The 15,170-nt window shown below is 36.9% G+C and carries 14 protein-coding genes and 2 tRNA genes; 7 read left to right on the top strand and 9 right to left on the bottom strand.

Features of this window, described 5'->3' with window-relative positions; translation table 11 throughout:
• The first annotated feature begins 383 nt into the window (after nt 1–383).
• Nucleotides 384–1,505, top strand: coding sequence for a DEAD/DEAH box helicase (locus tag OM074_RS18080; protein WP_301201967.1), 1,122 nt, complete (start codon nt 384–386; stop codon nt 1,503–1,505).
• Nucleotides 1,505–1,846, top strand: coding sequence for a C-GCAxxG-C-C family (seleno)protein (locus OM074_RS18075; protein ID WP_301201966.1), 342 nt, complete (start codon nt 1,505–1,507; stop codon nt 1,844–1,846). The genes OM074_RS18080 and OM074_RS18075 overlap by 1 nt, the downstream gene beginning before the upstream one ends.
• A gap of 172 nt (nt 1,847–2,018) precedes the next feature.
• Here the strand turns inward: OM074_RS18075 and OM074_RS18070 are convergent, their stop codons facing one another.
• From OM074_RS18070 to gpmI, 4 genes are all read right to left on the bottom strand, one after another.
• On the bottom strand, nt 2,019–4,208 hold the full coding sequence (locus tag OM074_RS18070) for a glutamine synthetase III family protein (protein WP_301201965.1): 2,190 nt from the start codon (nt 4,206–4,208) through the stop codon (nt 2,019–2,021).
• 442 nt (nt 4,209–4,650) lie between these two features.
• Complete coding sequence (locus tag OM074_RS18065; protein WP_301201964.1) at nt 4,651–6,021, bottom strand: dipeptidase; 1,371 nt, start codon at nt 6,019–6,021, stop codon at nt 4,651–4,653.
• 194 nt (nt 6,022–6,215) lie between these two features.
• Nucleotides 6,216–6,797: a DUF3109 family protein gene (locus OM074_RS18060; protein ID WP_301201963.1), complete on the bottom strand. Its 582-nt coding sequence runs from the start codon at nt 6,795–6,797 to the stop codon at nt 6,216–6,218.
• An 82-nt stretch (nt 6,798–6,879) separates the two neighbouring features.
• A complete protein-coding gene (gene gpmI, locus OM074_RS18055) occupies nt 6,880–8,409 on the bottom strand; it encodes a 2,3-bisphosphoglycerate-independent phosphoglycerate mutase (RefSeq protein ID WP_301201962.1) in 1,530 nt (509 codons plus the stop codon).
• 369 nt (nt 8,410–8,778) lie between these two features.
• On the opposite strand from gpmI, the gene OM074_RS18050 reads away from it, so the two are divergent.
• Entirely contained in the window at nt 8,779–9,333 is a 555-nt protein-coding gene (locus tag OM074_RS18050; RefSeq protein WP_301201960.1) for an acetate uptake transporter, read from the top strand.
• A gap of 196 nt (nt 9,334–9,529) precedes the next feature.
• Here OM074_RS18050 and OM074_RS18045 read toward each other — a convergent pair.
• Together OM074_RS18045 and OM074_RS18040 are read right to left on the bottom strand one after the other, a co-directional pair.
• A tRNA-Phe gene (locus OM074_RS18045) sits at nt 9,530–9,602 on the bottom strand.
• 34 nt (nt 9,603–9,636) lie between these two features.
• Nucleotides 9,637–9,709 (bottom strand) — tRNA-Phe (locus tag OM074_RS18040).
• Between the two features lie 186 nt (nt 9,710–9,895).
• Here OM074_RS18040 and OM074_RS18035 point away from each other — a divergent pair.
• From OM074_RS18035 to OM074_RS18025, 3 genes are read left to right on the top strand one after another with little or no spacing between them, the layout of a single operon-like run.
• Nucleotides 9,896–11,116, top strand: coding sequence for a M16 family metallopeptidase (locus tag OM074_RS18035; protein ID WP_301201959.1), 1,221 nt, complete (start codon nt 9,896–9,898; stop codon nt 11,114–11,116).
• 8 nt (nt 11,117–11,124) lie between these two features.
• Nucleotides 11,125–11,772, top strand: coding sequence for an O-methyltransferase (locus tag OM074_RS18030; protein ID WP_301201958.1), 648 nt, complete (start codon nt 11,125–11,127; stop codon nt 11,770–11,772).
• A gap of 53 nt (nt 11,773–11,825) precedes the next feature.
• Nucleotides 11,826–12,320 (top strand): flavodoxin, encoded by a 495-nt coding sequence (locus OM074_RS18025; protein WP_301201957.1) that lies wholly within the window; start codon nt 11,826–11,828, stop codon nt 12,318–12,320.
• On the opposite strand, the gene OM074_RS18020 is transcribed toward OM074_RS18025, so the two are convergent.
• Nucleotides 12,317–12,577, bottom strand: a complete 261-nt coding sequence (locus tag OM074_RS18020; protein ID WP_301201956.1) for a hypothetical protein — start codon at nt 12,575–12,577, stop codon at nt 12,317–12,319. The two genes, OM074_RS18025 and OM074_RS18020, sit on opposite strands and share 4 nt — an antisense overlap.
• 336 nt (nt 12,578–12,913) lie before the next feature.
• Between OM074_RS18020 and OM074_RS18015 the strand changes: the two genes are divergently transcribed.
• Nucleotides 12,914–13,612, top strand: a complete 699-nt coding sequence (locus tag OM074_RS18015; protein WP_301201955.1) for a cytidylate kinase-like family protein — start codon at nt 12,914–12,916, stop codon at nt 13,610–13,612.
• A gap of 50 nt (nt 13,613–13,662) precedes the next feature.
• On the opposite strand, the gene OM074_RS18010 is transcribed toward OM074_RS18015, so the two are convergent.
• Both OM074_RS18010 and OM074_RS18005 read right to left on the bottom strand, forming a co-directional pair.
• Nucleotides 13,663–14,508 (bottom strand): fructosamine kinase family protein, encoded by an 846-nt coding sequence (locus OM074_RS18010; RefSeq protein ID WP_301201953.1) that lies wholly within the window; start codon nt 14,506–14,508, stop codon nt 13,663–13,665.
• The gene (locus tag OM074_RS18005; protein ID WP_301201952.1) at nt 14,501–14,977 is read right to left on the bottom strand and encodes a low molecular weight protein-tyrosine-phosphatase; all 477 of its coding nucleotides are present in this window, start codon (nt 14,975–14,977) and stop codon (nt 14,501–14,503) included. The genes OM074_RS18010 and OM074_RS18005 overlap by 8 nt, the downstream gene beginning before the upstream one ends.
• Between the last annotated feature and the right edge of the window lie 193 nt (nt 14,978–15,170).

Here is a 15,170-nt window from a genome sequence, read left to right as displayed (position 1 = left end):
ATGATATGCATCAGTTTAACAACATGACTAAAATCTATTTTCCCGGATATTTACCTGATCACACAGAACAATAAATGTTAAAAAACAATAAAATACATCACCTCAAAAAAAAATATGCAATTAAATATTGACAAGCTGTGAAATGGGTTGTAATTTGTATGTAATAAAAATGCTCTCCTGGTCCCCAATAATAGGAACATTCAAAATGTGTGTGAGGTTTAGGTTAGTTTTTTTTAGAATGTTTCCGTATGCCTGTCTACTCTCAGACAGGCTTTCTTTTTATATCCCTGCCAACATTTATCTGCAAAACCCGATATAATCATGACCTATAAATTAGCAAACTGTTAGAAAACAACTATTTTTGCACAAAAAAACAGAATATTGTGAAGCAGTTTGAGAAATTAGGCATTGACAAAAAGTTTTGTAAAGCCATTAAAGAGCTTAATATAATTGAACCTACTGAAATTCAACAGCAGGTCATACCTATATTAATGCAAAACAATACCGACCTGGTTGGCCAGGCACAAACAGGAACCGGAAAAACTGCTGCATATGGCTTGCCTTTGCTACACAGGATTAACCCGACAAAAAAATACGTACAAGGGCTCATCCTTTGTCCCACACGCGAATTAGGCCAGCAAATTGCTAAACAGCTTTTTAAATTCACTAAATATTCTGATAAGATATTTACGGAAGCTGTATTCGGGGGTGCCCCCATTGAAAGGCAGATTAGTGCTTTAAAAAGACCCACACACATAATTGTTGCAACCCCAGGCCGCCTGATTGAATTGGTTGAAAAAAAAGCAGTTGATTTAAGTTACGTAAAAACCGTAATACTTGATGAAGCAGACGAGATGTTAAGCATGGGATTTAAAAAAGAATTGGATCAAATTCTTAAACAGCTTGATAACATTGATAACAAATGGCTTTTTTCAGCAACCATGCCTGACGGTATTAAAAAGATTGTAAACAAACACCTTTCTAAAAGAGCCGTAAAAATTGAAGTCAGCAAAAAAAGCATCGTAAACAAAAACATTGATCATCAGTTTTTAATTTGTGATGAAAGTGAAAAACTCCATATCCTCCTGCAACTGTTAAATTCAGAAAAAGGAAACAGGGGCATTGTTTTTTGTAAGACCAAAGTTGCCGCAACTACACTAGCCAAACAACTAAACGCAAAAAACATCACTACTGATGCCATACAAGGCGACCTAAAGCAGATAGAGAGAGACAAGATCATGCGCTCTTTCAGAAAAGGCAATATGCAAATTCTTGTGGCTACTGATTTAGCTGCCAGAGGTATCAACATTGACAATTTAAGTTTTGTAGTACACTACCAACTTCCTGACAAAGACGAATACTACACCCACAGGAGTGGAAGGACTGCAAGAGCCGGAAACAAAGGCTATTCGCTTTGCCTGATTACTTCAAAAGAGATAAAACAAATCCGTCATTTCGAAAAGGCCTTAAAAATTAGTTTTAAGCAATTAAGAAGAGCCAAATAATGAAAATTAAACTGGCTGAAAAACTATACCATGGTAAAGAAGGCTATAATTGTGCACAAGCCATTTTAAAAGCCTTCCAGCCTGAATACAGCATTAGCGAACACATTATAACCAAAGCCTCCGAAAATGGAACAGGAAAGGCAGAAAACGGAATATGTGGAGCACTATATGCAGCTCACTATCTATTAAAGGAACCTACAAACATAAATAAAATCAATCAGGATTTTATTGTTAAGGGCGGTAGTATAAGATGTAAGGAGATAAGAAGAAACCGAAAACTAAGCTGCAAGGAATGTGTTAAATTAGCTGCCGAAAATTTACAAAGATTTAGGTGTAAGTAAATACCATTTCGCAGTTAGGATAAAAAACTGTCCTAAAAAAATCTATCCTTCATACAAAAGTACAGTATACACTTTTAAACAATAAACTTTTCATACTCAAAGTCCGGATTGGTTTTAAAATAAAAAAGGGTTGGCATCCGCCAACCCTCCTTAATATATCTAGCTATAAATACTAGCAGTTGAATAATAACTCGCGATATTTTGGTAGTGGCCAGATTTCATCGTCAACGATCAACTCTAATTTGTCGATATGGTAACGAATTTGATCTAGGAATGGACGAACTTTTTGATCATAAGCATGTGCTTTCTCCAATCCTTCTTCCATTACATTACACTCTTTACGAGCCTCAATCATTTCTTTTCTCATCTTCTTAATAGCAGAAGTATGATTAGAAATATCTTTGATTAGTTCCAAACGAGCTCCAGCTAATGTTTCAAACTCATCAGCTCCAAACAAGTCTTTTAATCCTTGTACGTTCTGGATTAATTTTGTTTGATAAGTAACCGCTGTTGGAACAATGTGGTTGATAGCTAAATCAGCAAGTACACGAGACTCAATCTGAATCTTATAAACAAACTTCTCTAACTCAACCTCAACACGAGCCTCAAGCTCTTTTTCACTCATAATACCACCTTCAACCAAAGTTTTCTTAGCAGAAGGCTCTAGATACTTGCTTAAAGATTCCGGTACACTTGTGATATTTGTTAAACCTCTTTTGGCAGCTTCATCTTTCCACTCATCTGAGTAACCGTCACCATTGAAACGGATTGGCTCACACTCAATGATCATTTTCTTAAGAATTTGGAAGATAGCTTCGTCTTTCTTAACTCCTTTTTCGATTAATGCATCAACATTAACTTTAAATTCTCTTAACTCAGCAGCTACAGCAGCACTTAATACAGTTGTTGAAGCCGCAGCATTTGCTGAAGAACCAACAGCTCTGAACTCAAAACGGTTTCCTGTAAATGCAAATGGAGAAGTACGGTTACGGTCAGTATTATCAAGAATGATTTCAGGAATACGACCAATACCTAATTTAAGAGCTGTTTTTTCATCCGGAGTCATTTTGTGATCAGGTACCTCAGCAACAATCTTATCTAACATAGCAGAAACTTCTGTTCCAAGGAATGCAGATATAATTGCAGGAGGCGCTTCGTTAGCACCTAAACGGTGGCTATTCGATGCTGTTAAAATAGATGCACGTAATAAATCCTGGTTTTTGTATACAGCCATTAATGTATTAACCACAAAAGTTAAGAACTGTAAGTTTGTTTTAGGATTTTTTCCCGGTGCATAAAGAACAACACCTGTATCAGTTCCTAAAGACCAGTTATTGTGTTTACCTGAACCGTTGATTCCGGCAAATGGTTTTTCATGGAATAATACACGGAACTTATGACGACGAGAAACGCGCTTCATTAAGTCCATGATAATTTGGTTGTGGTCATTACCTAGGTTAGCCTCTTCATAAATTGGAGCTACCTCAAACTGAGAAGGAGCTACCTCATTGTGACGAGTTTTAATAGGCATACCTAATTTATGAGCTTCTACTTCAAGATCAATCATAAATTTAGCAACACGCTCTGGAATAGAACCAAAGTAATGGTCATCTAATTGTTGATCTTTTGAAGAAGAGTGTCCCATTAATGTACGACCAGTCAATGCCAAGTCAGGACGTGCTTGATAAAGCGCTTCATCAATAAGGAAGTACTCTTGCTCCCAACCCATGTTGGTATGTACTTTTTGCACATTCTTATCAAAATACTGACAAACAGCAGTAGCAGCTTCATCTACAGATGAAAGAGCTTTCAATAAAGGAGTTTTATAATCTAATGCTTCTCCAGTGTATGAAATAAATACAGTAGGAATACATAATGTAGTACCTACAATAAATGCCGGAGAAGAAGTATCCCAAGCTGTATATCCACGAGCCTCAAAAGTCTGACGGATACCTCCTGATGGGAAAGACGATGCATCAGGCTCTTGCTGAGCTAATAATTTACCTGAAAAGTTTTCAATGATACTACCATCATCTCCATAATCAATAAATCCATCATGCTTTTCAGCAGTACCATCAGTCAATGGTTGAAACCAGTGAGTGTAGTGAGTTGCACCTTTCTCAATAGCCCATGCTTTCATTCCTGAAGCAATACCATCTGCTTGCTTACGATCAATTGTTCCACCTTTTGCATTTGCAGCCTGAACTGCAGCGAAAGCATCTCTTGAAAGATACTTTCTCATGGCGTCGTTGTTAAAAACTAATTCGCCATAATAATCAGTTACCTTGTTCGAAGGTAATTTCACATCTTTTGGTGCTCTTGAAAGCAACTCATTTAATGCTTGAAATCTTAATGTTGCCATAATGAATTAATAATTTAATGTATTTTTTCGAGTTAGCGAAGCAAAAATAAATAATTTCAATTTAAAACCTTATTTTTTTATGACTTTTTTCATATTAATTAACTTTTCAACACTCCAACCCCACAATTATACACCTCAAAGTTTTTTTTTACATAATTCAGTCATTAAATTTTAACATTTTTATCGTACCAACACAATTTTAATCATAACCCCACTTTCAATATGAAACACAATTCGACGATTATACTTACAAATCAAAAGCACATCCTTTTTTCCCCACATTGTATTTTTCCATATTTTTATAGAGAATACACAATTTACGACTTTTTTAAGAGTCCTGGGTAATTTTTTCTTTAACAAAACAACAATTCTCGCATAAAAATTAAAAATGCCGGCTTATAAACACAATAAACCGACATTACAATATGTAAGCAAAATTGTTTTATTTCATTAATTCCGCATAATATTTATAAAAGTGAGGAATGGCTTCAATTCCGGTATAAAACTGTTCCAATGGATAATTTTCATTGGGCGAATGGATTGCATCTGATTCTAAACCAAAACCCATCAATACTGATTTAACGCCTAAAATTTCTTCAAATGTTGATATTATTGGTATTGAGCCTCCACTCCTTACCGGAACAGGCTTCCGGTTAAATACATATTCATAAGCTTTTTCTGCTGCCCGGTAAGCAGGCAAGTCAATCGGACAAACATACCCCTGACCACCATGAAGGATTGTCACTTCCACTTTAACGCACGCAGGAGCGATTGATTCAAAATGGGATTTAAACAATTCCGCAATCTTATGGTGATCCTGATTAGGCACCAAACGGGAGGATATTTTAGCATAAGCTTTTGAAGGGAGAACAGTCTTGGCTCCTTCTCCGGTATAACCACCCCATATTCCACACACATCAAATGATGGACGAATCCCGGTCCTTTCATTTGTCGTATACCCTTCTTCTCCTGCCAACTCTTTTACTCCAAGAGCTTCCTTATAATTACCTTCATCAAATGGGGCCTGGGCCATTTTTTTGCGTTCCATCTCCGAAACCTCAATAACATCGTCGTAAAAACCAGGAATCGTAACCTTACCTTTTTCATCTGTCATTTGAGCAATCATCTTTGCCAAAACATTGATCGGATTAGCTACAGCCCCACCAAACAGCCCTGAATGCAAATCCCTATTGGGGCCAGTTACCTCAACCTGCCAGTAAGCCAATCCCCTTAGTCCGGTTGTAATGGAAGGGATACCCGGAGCTATCATAGAAGTATCTGAAACAAGAATGATATCACTTTTTAACAGTTCTTTATTTTCTTCACAAAATTTAGGCAAGTGCACAGATCCTACTTCCTCTTCACCTTCGATTAAAAACTTAACATTACATGGCAGCTGATTGCTTTTAACCATAAACTCAAAAGCTTTGGCATGCATAAACCCCTGCCCTTTATCATCATCAGCTCCCCTTGCAAATATTTTTCCATCCCTTACCTCAGGTTCAAACGGATCTGTATCCCACAAATCTATTGGATCAACCGGCATCACATCCATATGGGCATACACCAGAACCGTTGGTAACGATGTATCAATAATCTTTTCGCCATATGTAATGGGATTACCCTCTGTTTCGTATACCTCAGCCTTATCAGCCCCGGCATCCAACAATATCTTTTTCCACATCTCAGCAGCCCTGTACATATCAGGTTTATGCGATTCTATACTACTGATTGATGGGATCCGCAATAAATCAAAAAGTTCACTCAAAAAGCGCGTTTTATTCTCACTTATATAATTTTTTAATCCTTCCATATTTCAATTTTTAAATAAAAACACTGCAATATACGAAAGGTTCACAGTTCAAAAAATGAAGAAAATCAGATCATACATACCTAACAAAGCAATTCATCCTGCTTATGTTATAAAAAAAGGATGTTGCTAGCAGAATAAATATCCTACCAACAACATCCTTTAATAAAACAAATAAAATAATCTGCAAAAGGTTTCTATATCACACCTTGCTCCTTCAATATTTTCTCTGATTCTTCCATCTCATTATAAAAGGCTTCCCCATACTTCCTGACTATCGGTTCTTTTAAAAACCGATACACCGGAACTCCTTTTTCTTCGCCCAAAATTCTGGCATCATCACATATAGGCCATACATCATAATTCAATGCTTCGCCCTGGGTTAATCTCTTTGTCCTGATGGGGTATAATTGACAGGATATAGGCTTCCGAAATTCCACAAGACCCTGCTTCCAGGCCATTTCGATGGCACAATGAATAGTTCCCTTGGTATCAAAGTAGGTATACACACACTCTTTACCATGGACTATTGGAGTTACCAACTCATCCTCAAAATCAACAACCGAAGTGCCTTCCTTTTCAATAACCTCAATACAATCATCTGATAACAGATGTTTTATTTTGGGATAAATATCCTCTAACACCTCAGCCTCACCATCTTCCAACGGAGCCCCCGAATCTCCTTCAACACAACATATCCCTCTGCACTTAGCAATGTTACATATAAATTTTTGTGTAAACAGCTCCAGGCTTATAATCTTATCATCAATTTGAATCATCTTACTACTTATAGATTTACCTATAAACAAAAAAGCAGCAACCCAGAACAGATCGCTGCCTCAATATATAATTGAAATATTATTATTTCACATCAATCAAACATGCTCCGGTCATATCTGCCGGCTGCTCAACACCCATTAACTTTAGTAGAGAAGGAGCCACATCAGCCAAAACACCATCCTTAACTTCTCCCTGACGCTCTGTTACCCAAACAAAAGGAACCGGGTTCAATGAATGGGCAGTATTTGGAGAACCATCAGCATTCACAGCATTGTCAGCATTACCGTGGTCGGCAATAATAATAGCTTCATAACCGTTTGCTTTAGCAGCCTCGATTACTCCTTCCACACAATCATCAACAGCCTTCACAGCCTTTTCAATTGCTCCATAAACCCCTGTATGACCAACCATATCACCATTTGCAAAGTTCAAACAAATAAAGTCATACTTTTTAGAATCCAATTCAGCCACAACTTTATCCTTCACTTCATAAGCGCTCATTTCCGGCTGCAAGTCGTATGTCGCCACCTTAGGTGAGTTCACCAAAATCCTGTCTTCTCCCTCAAAAACCTCTTCTCTACCACCAGAAAAGAAGAATGTAACGTGAGCATATTTTTCCGTTTCCGCAATCCTCAATTGCTTTAAACCTGCTTTTGAAACAACTTCTCCAATTGTATTTTGAACATTTTCTTTATCAAAAAGAATATGCATCCCTTCAAATTTTGCATCATAAGGAGTCATAGTACAATAATACAATGGAATGGTCTTCATTCCTACTTCAGGCATATCCTGCTGCGTCAACACCATAGTCAATTCCTTAGCCCTGTCATTTCTAAAATTGAAGAACACTATCACATCACCTTCCTCAATTTTACCAACAGGATTTCCATCTGCATCAACATGAACAATAGGCTTAATAAACTCATCGGTAACATCTGAATCGTAAGAAGCCTGGATAGCACTTAGGATATCTGTTGTTGTAGCTTCACCTTGGCCCGCAACCATAGCATCATATGCAACCTTAACTCGTTCCCATCTTTTGTCTCTATCCATAGCATAATAACGGCCGGTAACTGTAGCTACTTTCCCAACAGTTTTGTCCATATGAGCCAACAAATCACCCATAAACCCTTTACCACTTTTAGGATCGGTATCACGGCCATCCATAAAGGCATGTACAAAAACATCATTCAATCCATAATCTTGAGCCACGCTGATTAAAGTATGGATATGTTCTTGCGAACTATGCACACCCCCTTGCGACATCAATCCAAGCAAGTGAACTTTCTTATTATTTTCCTTAGCGTAATTGTATGCTTTTTCAAGCTCTACATTTTTTGCTATCGAACCATCTGCACAAGCCCTGTTGATCTTAACAAGATCTTGATAAACAACCCTACCTGCTCCAATATTCAGGTGACCAACTTCAGAGTTACCCATCTGTCCATCCGGCAAACCCACATACTCTCCAGATGCATTTAACTTTGAATTAGGATACTTATTTACCAAGCTATCCCAATATGGGGTATCTACAGTTGATATCACATCAGACTTAGATTTGTCTCCAAATCCCCATCCATCCAAAATAACAAGAATCGTTTTCTTATCCATGGCAATTATATTTTTGTATTTATTTTTCTCTTCTGTTTCAATTTGACGCGCAAAAATATCTAATTATATACTAAAAACAAAGTTTAAATCATTTACTTAGTTAATTTTAACTTTATAATGACTTTACCATTATCACTTTATTGACCTTATCAAAAAGACAAAAATCATCTCTGTTCAAAAAAATAGCCGATGGACCAGGGCGAGCCAAAACCAGTCAACAAACACCCCCTCCTTGAACATCCCAAACACACCCATACAATACCTCTATCTTTAAAAATATCAAACTATTAACATTTTTCAATAGCTTAATGTTTGGCCAAACAAACAACTAAAACTATTTTTGCCGGCTGAATTTTTAAATTATAAAAAATGAAAAATGGAAACCCTGCAGTAGTTGGTTTGGCCGGCTTTGGTTTAACAACGTTGCTTTTACAATTTCACAACCTGGGACTAATGGGGCATGGGCCAGTATTAGCCATGGGAATTATTTTTGGAGGACTGGCTCAGATGATTGCCGGATTTCAGGAACAGAAAATGGGGAACAATTTCGGATATAGTGCCTTTGTAGCCTATGGTTCGTTCTGGATTGGACTAGGTATCATCTGGCTACTCAACCACTTCAACATTTACAAATCATCGCACAGCGATGTTGGTTTCTTCCTGATTGCCTGGACTCTTTATACAGCAATTCTTTTTATTGCCTCATTAAGAGTGCACAAAGCCATGGCCTTTACATTTGCCACATTATTAATAGGCTTTATTTTATTGGATCTTGCCCACTTTGGAATGCCAGCTTTAACCAAAGCTGCTGCATGGGACTTAATCATATGCGCAGGCGGGGCCTGGTACATGATGGCTGCCATTATCATCAACGATCTGGCAGGAAAAACGGTATTACCAGTTGGGAAAAAGATAATTGAATAAACCCAACTAACCATACTTCATGGAAAACACACAGAAAGTAGCAGTAATTTTGCTGCTACTTTTTCAACTCCTTACCCACCGATATCCGCACAGCTTCATAATAATTCAAATTCGTCCCCAATTCCGGATCACAAATAATCACAATCCAGATTAAACAAAAAAAAAGCCTGAAAGATAAAAATCAATCAGGCTTTTGTGGTACCACCTGGGATCGAACCAGGGACACATGGATTTTCAGTCCATTGCTCTACCTACTGAGCTATGGTACCGTACCAAAACTATACAGTTTTATATTTTGAAATGTGGTGCCACCTGGAATCGAACCAGGGACACATGGATTTTCAGTCCATTGCTCTACCAACTGAGCTATGGCACCAGCATTTTTTCAGTCTTTACTTAATCATCGTCTCGTTTAACAACGATGCCTTTTCTTTAAGGCGGTGCAAATATACACAAAGATTTTTTACCACAAAATCATTTTTAAAATTTCTGCACTATTTTTTTCATCAACAGCATTGAAATACGCTGTTCTTTAGTACTTTTGCACTCCAATAAAAATTTTATGGAATTTTATACATACACACTGGATAACGGGATAAGAGTTATTCACAAACCGGAAATGTCGGAAGTAGGATACTGTGGTATCATTATCAATGCAGGGTCGAGAGACGAGAAGGAGGACGAACATGGCATGGCCCATTTCATAGAACATGTTGTATTTAAAGGAACAAAAAAAAGAAAGGCATTTCACGTTTTAAGCCGACTGGAAGATGTGGGTGGCGAATTAAATGCATACACAACAAAAGAAGAAACGTGCATATATGCTTCTTTCCTGAAGGAAGACTATGAAAGGTCGATGGAGCTGATTGCAGACATTACCTTTCATTCAATATTTCCAGACAAGGAACTTGAAAAAGAAAAGGAAGTAATCATCGATGAAATAAATTCTTACAAGGACTCTCCTGCCGAACTAATTTTTGATGATTTCGAAGAACTGTTATATCCAGATCATCCCATTGGCAGAAACATATTGGGAACCCCCGAGAGGTTGAAAACTTTTACAAGGGATGACATAAACAGATTTATACAAAACAATTACCATACCGACCAGATTGTTTTTTGCTCTGTAGGCAGCCAGGATTTCAAAAAGATCATAAAACTGGCTGAAAAATATTTTGGTGACATCGCGGAAAACAAAAGAATAATAAAAAGAGAAAGCATCACGCCGGTATCTCCCAAAACTATTCAAGTAAAAAAAGACACCTACCAAAGCCACATCATATTAGGATGTACTGCCTATGACTATAATCATCCTAAAAGATTAGGACTCCATTTACTCAACAACCTGTTGGGAGGCCCTGGAATGAACAGTCGTTTAAACATGTCGCTGAGGGAAAAAAGAGGCATTGCATACAATATTGAATCCTCATACACCCCGATGTATGGAACCGGGATTTTTTCAATTTACCTGGGCACTGACCAAAAGAACATTGACAAAAGCATAAAAATCGTATTCAAAGAACTGGAGAAGCTTTGTTCCCAAAAACTTGGGCACATGCAATTGCACAAAGCCAAAAGACAGTTAAAAGGCCAGATTGCCATTTCTTCAGAAAACAAGGAAAACCTCATGCTCAACATTGGTAAAAGTTACCTTTTATACAACAAAGTTGATTCATTAGCCTATGTATACGACAAAATAGACAAGCTATCAGCATCCAATCTGCTTGAAATAGCAAACGAAACGTTTACTCCAAACCAATTATCACAACTAATCTATTTATAAAAGAAAAAATGGCTATAAACTACCACTCTAACGAACTGGAACAATATATTCTCGACCACATAGATCCAGAGGAAGAAATACTATATGAACTGAACAGGAAAACCCACTTACATATATTGCGCCCAAGAATGCTATCGGGACATTTACAAGGAAAAATCCTTCGCATGATATGTACCATGATAAAACCTGTTCAAGTCCTTGAAATTGGGACGTACACTGGATATTCAAGTATTTGCATGGCGCAAACACTCCCCGATAATGGATTTATTGATACGATAGAAATTGACGACGAAATAGTTCCTTTTACCCAGTCTTTTTTTGATAAATCAGGCTATTCGCATAAAATAAAGATTCATGTGGGCGATGCAATGGATATTATCCCAACACTAAACAAAAAGTACGACCTGATTTTTATGGATGGCGACAAGAGGCAATATCCCCAATATTACAAACAAGTATATGACTTGCTCAAACCAGGTGGATATATCCTTGCTGACAATATATTGTGGGACGGGAAAATTATTGAGCCTGTAGATATCAACGACACCTATACACAGGGTATATTAGAGTTCAACCAAATGGTAAGAGAGGACAACCGGGTAGAAAAAGTAATATTCCCATTTAGGGATGGCATCTTTATTATCCGAAAAAAATAGCTATATCGAACTTTTTTACTCTCCCCCTGTTCTCTATCTTAAATTATACAGTTATGAATAGCATTGGAATATTTTATGGATCTTCGGTTGGCAACACCCGTTTTGTTGCTGAAAAAATTGGCGATATTATTAAAACTGCCAGATTATATCCCGTAGAGAATGCAAAAATGCAGGATCTAGAAAACACAGACACAATTATTCTGGGAACATCAACATGGGGCTTTGGCAATATGCAAGATGATTTTGAAAATTTTGTACAAATACTCCTGAACGCCGATTTGAAAGGTAAAAAAGTAGCTTTATTTGGGCTTGGCGACCAATACACTTATCCCGATACTTTTTGCAATGGAATGGGTAATCTATACCAGTTAATTAAAAACAAGGGATGTGATTTTATTGGAAAGTGGCCATCTGATTCATATGATTTTTCAGAATCAACGGCCATTGAGGGAAATTATTTTGTAGGCCTTGCACTTGATGAAGATAACGAACCTGACCTAACCAATCACAGATTAACCCAATGGATTGAGTCTCTAAACATACATTAAACCTTAATCCTATCCATGTCTTTTTTGTCAAACAGGGTAGGATAATCTTCTAAAAAATGATCCATTACTGTACGCAAAAGTGTTTCTCGCATAAACTTTGACTTGTTCTTGATTTTATTCTTTCTGCAATACGAGTCGATCGCTTCCTTTTCTTTATCATTTAATAAAAATGCTGTTCTATGGTTTCTTTTTAAAGCCCCTTGCCTGGAAACACTTTGCGAATCTGACTTGCTTTTACCTTTTTGCTTCTTAGCCATTCTAAATTAATAATGTACGTGGCAAAATTAGTAATTTTAAGAAGAAAACAGCTTAACTGAAACACAAATGCGCCTGAATCAAACGCTTTTTTCACCCTGCATGCCTATTCTACACTCTTAACATGCTTTAACTTTAATTGAATAATTTTAGTTGATATTTCGCCTACATTTGTAATGTAGATTTTTTTTCATAGATTTAGATTTAACAAGACTGATTTTAAGGGTTAAGGATAGACAAAGGTCTATCCTTTTTTTATGCCCATACTTTCCTAATAGACTTGACGATCTGAAATTTTCTTGCTATATTTTGAATAAAATAACCTAAAGCACAAAGCAATGGAAAATGTATTTTTAAAATATATGCGAGAACGGGTTGGAAAGATGGATAATGTTTCTGCCCCTCAGGCTGAAGGCCCCGTAATTACAATATCTAGAGAATACGGTTGTCCGGGTAAACGCATTGGCAAATTTCTTTCAGAAGTATTAACAGACAAGCTAAAGCGATTAGAAAAAAAGGGAGAATGGCGATGGCTCAGCAAAGAAATCATTGACGAATCGGCCAGGGAACTAAAATTATCTCCCCAATTAATTAAAGATCTGTCGGAATATAAAAAGAAAAGCTTTTTTGAAAATCTGGCTCTGTTTTTTTCAGACACCTATTATCCCAGTGATGCCAAAATAAATAATACAATTGCCAATTTTATATATAATGCCGCCTCACAAGGAAACGTGGTTATAGTTGGTAGAGCTGCAGAAGCTATTACTAAAAATTTCAAAAAATCGTTCCATATAAAACTAATGGCCCCACTTGAATGGAGAGCTGAAATTATAAGCAACACGTATGGCAAAACTATATCTGAGGCCAAAAGAGAATGCCAGGAAATGGATAGAAGAAGAGCCATGTTCAGACATTACTTTGAAAAAGATGTTCCTGATGTAAACTTTTATGATGCTTGTTTTAACTGCAAAGAGATGACTGATGATGAGATTGTAGAGTTGATTGTAATAATTGCTGAAACAAGAGGATTTATATAAGACTAAGAAAAATACCAAATAAAAAATCCAACCCGTTCAAGGTTGGATTTTTATTTATAAAAATTCATTAAATCAATTGCCGGACCATAATAACCCACTCCAAACAAATTAAGGTGATTTAATACATGATATAACTTATAAACATTCTCCCGGTATTCGAAACCATCTTTTAAAGGGAATATCTCATTGTATGAACGATAAAAATCAGCACTAAAACCTCCAAATAACTTCGTCATTGCCAGGTCTGCCTCCCTATGTCCATAATATACGGCAGGATCGATTAAAACGGCATTTCCTAAACTATCCACAACATAATTCCCACCCCAAAGATCTCCATGCAACAAAGCAGGCTCTTCTTCACTACCATTTAGTATTTGCATAATGCGTTTTTCCAACCTGTCAAATGCCTTTTTAAAACCATCTGTAACATAGCCATTTTTTTCGGCAAGTTTATACTGAAACAATAATCTCTCATTAAAATAAAAGTCGCACCAATCCTTTGAAATTTTGTTAGGCTGCTTGTTTTTCCCAATGAAATTATCTTCATAAAAACCAAAGTTCTTTTGAGTAAAGCGGTGCATATTGGCAAACTGTTTCCCAAAACCATCAAAGAAATCCTTACTCTCATTACCCTGTTCAATATACTCCAACAGAAGGTAATCTTGAGCTACAGAAATAACTTTAGGAACTTTGATAGTCTTGGCTCTAGCTAACTCCAACAAACCATTGGCTTCGCATTGAAACATCCCATTAGAAAAACCTTGTTTAAGAAAGAACCTGTTGCCGTTAGATGTTGAGATATACTTTGAGTTTGCAATGCACCCTCCTCCAACGCCTTGATCAGAGACAATATCTTCACCAAGAAACTCCTCAATTCGATTTAATACACTATTCATCCTCAAGCCTCTGTATTAATCCTTCGCAAGCATCCTCCAATAGGTCTAGCACCAACTCAAAGCCGGATGCACCACCATAATAGGGATCAGGAACTGAATCGTGCACATAATTTGTACAGTAATCGGTCATTTTGCTTAGCTTTGATAACTCTGATTCATTTTTAGCGATGTGGCTTAAGTCTCTCATATTTTGGTCGTCCATACCAATGATATAATCAAACCATTCAAAATCAACACTTGCATTAACTGGTCGGCTTATACTTGTCAGATGATAATTTCTCCTGTTGGCATGTTGACGCATTCTATTGTCAGCGGGTTCTCCTTCATGAAATCCGGTTATTCCGGCAGAATCAACATAATACTTTTTTTCTAATCCAAATTCCTTCAGCTTCGCTTTCATCACCGCCTCAGCACTTGGAGACCGACAAATATTTCCTAAACAAACAAAAAGTATATTCTTTTTACTCATAACAATAATTTAAAAGTAAAATTAAGAAATACAACCTACAAAACAATACTGCTATAAGAAACAGCCGTTTATATGCCAGTTCTATTAGCCTCTTCCCAGAAACAGCTCAGGGAAAGCTATAAGAACACTTAGGACTGGTTTCGGCCCATATTCGGATACCATAACCGAACCCTATCCGAACACAACCCGAACA

Source organism: Plebeiibacterium marinum (assembly GCF_026013615.1).
GTDB classification, from domain to species: Bacteria; Bacteroidota; Bacteroidia; order Bacteroidales; family Marinilabiliaceae; genus Saccharicrinis; species Saccharicrinis marinus_A.
The sequence above is the reverse complement of the archived record's forward strand: the minus strand, read 5'-3'. Positions and strand labels throughout refer to the sequence as shown.

Excerpts from the sequence above, each read along its gene's own strand:
- OM074_RS18030 (WP_301201958.1), top strand. The coding sequence starts at position 11,125 with ATGGCTATAAACTACCACTCTAACGAACTGGAACAATATATTCTCGAC.
- OM074_RS18005 (WP_301201952.1), bottom strand. The coding sequence starts at position 14,977 with ATGAGTAAAAAGAATATACTTTTTGTTTGTTTAGGAAATATTTGTCGG.
- OM074_RS18065 (WP_301201964.1), bottom strand. The coding sequence starts at position 6,021 with ATGGAAGGATTAAAAAATTATATAAGTGAGAATAAAACGCGCTTTTTG.
- OM074_RS18020 (WP_301201956.1), bottom strand. The coding sequence starts at position 12,577 with ATGGCTAAGAAGCAAAAAGGTAAAAGCAAGTCAGATTCGCAAAGTGTT.
- OM074_RS18025 (WP_301201957.1), top strand. The coding sequence starts at position 11,826 with ATGAATAGCATTGGAATATTTTATGGATCTTCGGTTGGCAACACCCGT.
- OM074_RS18010 (WP_301201953.1), bottom strand. The coding sequence starts at position 14,508 with ATGAATAGTGTATTAAATCGAATTGAGGAGTTTCTTGGTGAAGATATT.
- gpmI (WP_301201962.1), bottom strand. The coding sequence starts at position 8,409 with ATGGATAAGAAAACGATTCTTGTTATTTTGGATGGATGGGGATTTGGA.
- OM074_RS18050 (WP_301201960.1), top strand. The coding sequence starts at position 8,779 with ATGAAAAATGGAAACCCTGCAGTAGTTGGTTTGGCCGGCTTTGGTTTA.
- OM074_RS18070 (WP_301201965.1), bottom strand. The coding sequence starts at position 4,208 with ATGGCAACATTAAGATTTCAAGCATTAAATGAGTTGCTTTCAAGAGCA.
- OM074_RS18035 (WP_301201959.1), top strand. The coding sequence starts at position 9,896 with ATGGAATTTTATACATACACACTGGATAACGGGATAAGAGTTATTCAC.
- OM074_RS18060 (WP_301201963.1), bottom strand. The coding sequence starts at position 6,797 with ATGATTCAAATTGATGATAAGATTATAAGCCTGGAGCTGTTTACACAA.
- OM074_RS18015 (WP_301201955.1), top strand. The coding sequence starts at position 12,914 with ATGGAAAATGTATTTTTAAAATATATGCGAGAACGGGTTGGAAAGATG.
- OM074_RS18075 (WP_301201966.1), top strand. The coding sequence starts at position 1,505 with ATGAAAATTAAACTGGCTGAAAAACTATACCATGGTAAAGAAGGCTAT.